This window comes from Mycobacterium sp. E1715 (assembly GCF_001667625.1).
In the GTDB taxonomy this organism is placed as follows: Bacteria; Actinomycetota; Actinomycetes; order Mycobacteriales; family Mycobacteriaceae; genus Mycobacterium.
Map to the genome: position 1 here is coordinate 1 of NZ_LZJJ01000474.1, position 4520 is coordinate 4520.

General features: G+C 71.1%; 5 protein-coding genes and 1 pseudogene. All 6 read right to left on the minus strand.

Translation table 11 applies throughout. From position 1 onward, the window contains the following. Positions 1 to 385, minus strand: a pseudogene (locus A9X03_RS23800) (hypothetical protein); the annotation flags it as partial. 129 nt (positions 386 to 514) lie between these two features. Further along, positions 515 to 901: a DUF1304 domain-containing protein gene (locus A9X03_RS23805; protein ID WP_067752097.1), complete on the minus strand. Its 387-nt coding sequence runs from the start codon at positions 899 to 901 to the stop codon at positions 515 to 517. 122 nt (positions 902 to 1023) lie between these two features. Next, a complete protein-coding gene (locus A9X03_RS23810) occupies positions 1024 to 1701 on the minus strand; it encodes a hypothetical protein (RefSeq protein WP_067752103.1) in 678 nt (225 codons plus the stop codon). Between the two features lie 554 nt (positions 1702 to 2255). After that, positions 2256 to 3311: a Holliday junction branch migration DNA helicase RuvB gene (ruvB, locus tag A9X03_RS23815; protein ID WP_067784382.1), complete on the minus strand. Its 1056-nt coding sequence runs from the start codon at positions 3309 to 3311 to the stop codon at positions 2256 to 2258. Next, entirely contained in the window at positions 3308 to 3901 is a 594-nt protein-coding gene (gene ruvA / locus A9X03_RS23820) for a Holliday junction branch migration protein RuvA (protein WP_068263310.1), read from the minus strand. The genes ruvB and ruvA overlap by 4 nt, the downstream gene beginning before the upstream one ends. Then, positions 3898 to 4443: a crossover junction endodeoxyribonuclease RuvC gene (ruvC, locus tag A9X03_RS23825; protein WP_068263313.1), complete on the minus strand. Its 546-nt coding sequence runs from the start codon at positions 4441 to 4443 to the stop codon at positions 3898 to 3900. The genes ruvA and ruvC overlap by 4 nt, the downstream gene beginning before the upstream one ends. Positions 4444 to 4520 lie beyond the last annotated feature (77 nt).

The window sequence follows — 4520 nt, forward strand, 5'->3', positions numbered from 1 at the left end:
GCACCGCGCGCTTGCGGTCGGTCGCGGCGACGGGATCACCGGCGGAGCCGATTCCCAGCAGCGGCGCGAACTGGCCGCCCACGACGAACCAGGCGCCGGCCAGGACCGCCAGCCAGCCGCCCAGCATCGCCGCGACGCGGTTTCCGGCGACGATCAGCAAGAGGCCACCCAGCACGGTCGCCGCCCCCGGCAGAACCTCGAGCCACCCTCGAGCCGTGCTCCACGCCCACTCCCGATCGGGCGTGTAGGCGAAGTTGAAGCGCGGTCCGACAAACGGTATTAACGCCCCCCAAGCTCCCATGATGACCAGGAGCAGTCCGCTGACCGCGCCACGCGAACGCGGCATGCTCAGCCCGCGTGTTTGGCCGTCTTCTGCGTATTTCATGACATCCCCTCGTTGAATACCGGGCCTGTTTCCGGCCCGGCATGGGTACCCGACCATTTCCGCTTGTAACCCATGCGGCGCGCGGAATTCCGCCCCCGGCGGTGACCATTGGGGCTGGTGAGACAGATGTTAAAACCTGAGGCCGAGCAGCAGCAGCGCGATCGCGATCGCCGGAAAGACGCCCTGCGTGACCGCGGCACGCCCCTTCTCCGGTGCGGACAGCAGCAGGACCACCGCGGCCGCGGCCATGGGCCCGACGCCGGCGAAGATGAGCGCCGCCCCAACGGCGTTGTGCCGCAAGATGATCGCCCCGATGCCGAGGCCGGTGACCACGGCCAGGAACAGGTTGTAGAAGCCTTGGTTGAAGGCCAGCAACTTGGTTGTCTCGGCCTCCTCGGCCGTCGTGCCGAACGTGGCGCGGGTGCGCGGCGAGGTCCAGGTGAACGATTCCATTACAAAGATGTAGACGTGCAGTAAAGCCGCCAGTCCGGCGAACACCAACCCGGCAGTGATCATCGCTCCTCCTCGGTGGTCGAGGCCTGCGCGGTGGAACTTTACCGACCTGCGGTCGCCCGGACCGCCCCGGACGCGAAAGGGCGCCGGTAGCCAATGGCTACCGGCGCCTCCCGCGTCACTCGTTACACGCCGGCGTGGTGGTGCCGGTGGAACAGGCCGCCACCGGCGCGCCGACCGAAGAAACCACGCCCGCGGGGCTCGGCTTCGACCCGGTCCGTCCGCGCGGCGGGCATGCCGCCCCGCGTCTCGTCGTACATGGCCGGGCCGCCGGCCGGCACCGCCTCGGCGGCCACCGGGGCCGGCTCGGTCACCACGACGTCTCGCGCGTGCCGCACCGCCAGGCGCGCCACGGCCGCCCCGCCCAGGAACACGATCAGGGCGCCCAGGCCGGTGAAGTAGGTGACCTCGAGCAGGGCTCGTTTCAGGTCCGTCGACGCCACCGGTTGCCCGAGGTCGCCGATGCCCAGGGTCGACGCGAACGCGCGGCCGACCACGAACCAGGCCCCGCCGAGGACCGCCAGCCAACCGCCGAAGACGCCGCTGGCGCGGTTGCCCGACGTAAGGACCAGCAGGCCGCCCAACGCCGTGGCGGCCCCGGGGAGCACCTCGAGCCAGCCCTTGGTCGTGGTCCACGTCCACGCCGGGTCGGTCAGGTAGGCCCAGTCGATGTTGGGCCCGAAGAACGGCACCAGTGCGCCCCAGGCGCCCAACAGAATCAGGAGCAGCCCGGTTAGCGCGCCGCGGGTGCGTGGCATGTACAGCGCGCGAGGGCGTTCGTTGTCGTAGCGCGTGGTCCTCATCAGAATCTCCTTCAACAGGTATTACTGCTGTGAGCTTGGTTACCCGACGACGCCCACGCATAACCGATCGCGGGCCGCCAGGGTGTCGGCTGGGAACGCCGGCTGTGGCTGGTCCGCCGGGGTGGCAGGGGCCTGAGCAGGCCGGACAGCGTAGCCGCGGACCGCCGCGGCCGGGCTGACCCGCAAAGGTCACGATTTGGTCGCGCTCGCGATCGCCACTAGTCCAATGGTGGCGACCCGCATCGCCCGGCCTTCGCCGCGCTCGCGATCGCCACTAGTCAAACGGTGGCGACCCGCATCGCCCGGCCTTCGCCGCGCTCGCGATCGCCACTAGTCAAACGGTGGCGACCCGCATCGCCCGGCCTTCGCCGCGCTCGCGATCGCCACTAGTCAAACGGTGGCGACCCGCATCGCCCGGCCTTCGCCGCGCTCGCGATCGCCACTAGTCAAACGGTGGCGACCCGCATCGCCCGGCCTTCGCCGCGCTCGCGATCGCCACTAGTCAAACGGTGGCGACCCGCATCGCCCGGCCTTCGCCGCGCTCGCGATCGCCACTAGTCAAACAGGCCTGGTTGGCCCAACCCGGTGACGCCCGCCGGCGGGCTCATGCCCAGGTGTGTCCATGCCTGCGCGGTGGCCACCCGGCCGCGCGGCGTGCGGGCGACCATCCCGGCGCGGACCAGGAACGGTTCGCACACCTCCTCGACCGTGGTGGCCTCCTCCCCCACGGCCACCGCCAGGGTCGAGACCCCGACCGGGCCCCCGCCGAAGCTGCGGGTCAGGGCCGACAGCACGGCCCGGTCCAGCCGGTCCAGGCCCAGCTCGTCGACGTCGTAGACCGCCAGTGCGGCCTTGGCGACGTCGCGGGTGATCACCCCGTCGGCGCGCACCTCGGCGAAGTCGCGGACCCGCCGCAGCAGCCGGTTGGCGATGCGCGGTGTCCCGCGCGAGCGCCGGGCGATCTCCTCGGCCGCCTCGGCGCCCAGCTCGATGCCGAGGATGCCGGCTGAGCGGGCCAGCACCAGCTCCAACTCGGCGGGCTCGTAGAAGTCCATGTGGGCGGTGAACCCGAACCGATCGCGCAGCGGCCCGGTCAGCGCGCCGGACCGGGTGGTGGCGCCGACCAGGGTGAAGGGCGCCACCTCCAGGGGGATCGACGTCGCGCCTGGACCCTTGCCGACCACCACGTCGACGCGAAAGTCCTCCATCGCCAGGTACAGCATCTCCTCGGCGGGCCGGGCGATGCGGTGAATCTCGTCGATGAACAGCACGTCGTGCTCGACCAGGTTGGACAGCATGGCGGCCAGGTCACCGGCGCGTTCCAGCGCCGGACCCGACGTCACGCGCAACGAGGACCCGAGCTCGGCGGCGATGATCATGGCCAGCGACGTCTTGCCCAGCCCCGGCGGACCCGAGAGCAGGATGTGATCCGGTGTGCCGCCGCGATTTTTGGCGCCCTCGATCACCAGCTGCAGCTGTTCGCGCACCCGCGGCTGGCCGATGAACTCCCGCAGCGAGCGCGGCCGCAGACTGACGTCGATGTCCCCCTCCCCGACGGCCAGCGCCGGCGACAGCTCGCGGTCGGCGAAGTCATCGTCGGGGCTGCTCATTTGGTCTTGCCCAGCAGCGAGAGGGCGGCGCGCAGGGCGCCGGATGTCGTCGCGTCCTGATCGGTGGCCAGCACCTTGTCGGTGGCCTCCTCGGCCTGCTTGACGGCGAAGCCCAGGCCGACCAGCGCCTCGACCACCGGCCCGCGCACCGCGTGCCCGTTGACCACGGACGCGGGCGCGCCCGCTGACACCGCGCCCACCTTGTCCCGCAGCTCGAGCACCATTCGTTCGGCACCGCGTTTGCCGATCCCGGGAACCCGGGTCAGCGCGACCACGTCGCTGTCGTGCAGCACCTGCCGCAACGCCGCCGCGTCGTGAACCGCCAACGTCGCCATCGCCAGCCGGGGGCCCACCCCCGACACGGTCAGCAGGGTCAGGAACAGGTCTCGGGTCTCGGTGTCGGTGAAGCCGTACAGCGTCATCGAGTCCTCGCGCACGACCATCGCGGTGATCAACCGCGCCTCGGTCCCGGAGCGCAGCGTCGCCAGCGTCGACGGCGTCGCGTTGACCCGGTAGCCGACGCCGGCGGCCTCGATCACCGCGTGGTCGAGCGCCACCTCGAGCACCTCACCGCGCACCGAGGCGATCATCGCGCGGCCTTCAGCTTGGCCAGGTACGCGTGCCGCTGTTGCGCGGCCAGCGCTTCGGCCGCGGCCATCCGGGCCAGCATCGGCGCCCGCCAGCAGTGGCAGATGGCCAACGCCAGCGCGTCCGCGGCGTCCGCGGGAGTCGGCTTCGCTTGCAGCGCAAGGATTTTCGTGACCATCGCGGTCACCTGGGCCTTGTCCGCGGCACCGTTGCCCGTGACCGCGGCCTTGACCTCGCTCGGCGTGTGGAAGTGCACGTCGATGCCGCGCTTGGCCGCCGCCAGCGCGATCACCCCGCCGGCCTGCGCGGTGCCCATCACCGTCGACACGTTCAGCTGGGAGAACACCCGCTCGATGGCGACGACGTCCGGTTGGTGGGTGGCCAGCCAGTGCTCGACGGCATCGCTGATGGCCAGCAGCCTCTCGGCCAGCGGCGCGTCCGACGGGGTCCGCACCACGTCCACGTCCAGCGCGACCACGTTTCGTCCGCGCCCGCTTTCGACCACCGACAGCCCGCATCGGGTCAGCCCGGGGTCGACGCCCATCACGCGAGCCCTTCCGTTGCCACCTGTCTTGAGCGAACGTGGGGTAAAGCTAACAGCTTTTCCGCGAGTTCGGCCCA

Bases quoted from the DNA above. Each gene is read 5' to 3' on its own strand.
- A9X03_RS23805 (WP_067752097.1), bottom strand. From the start codon at position 901: ATGATCACTGCCGGGTTGGTGTTCGCCGGACTGGCGGCTTTACTGCAC.
- A9X03_RS23810 (WP_067752103.1), bottom strand. From the start codon at position 1,701: ATGAGGACCACGCGCTACGACAACGAACGCCCTCGCGCGCTGTACATG.
- ruvB (WP_067784382.1), bottom strand. From the start codon at position 3,311: ATGAGCAGCCCCGACGATGACTTCGCCGACCGCGAGCTGTCGCCGGCG.
- ruvA (WP_068263310.1), bottom strand. From the start codon at position 3,901: ATGATCGCCTCGGTGCGCGGTGAGGTGCTCGAGGTGGCGCTCGACCAC.
- ruvC (WP_068263313.1), bottom strand. From the start codon at position 4,443: ATGGGCGTCGACCCCGGGCTGACCCGATGCGGGCTGTCGGTGGTCGAA.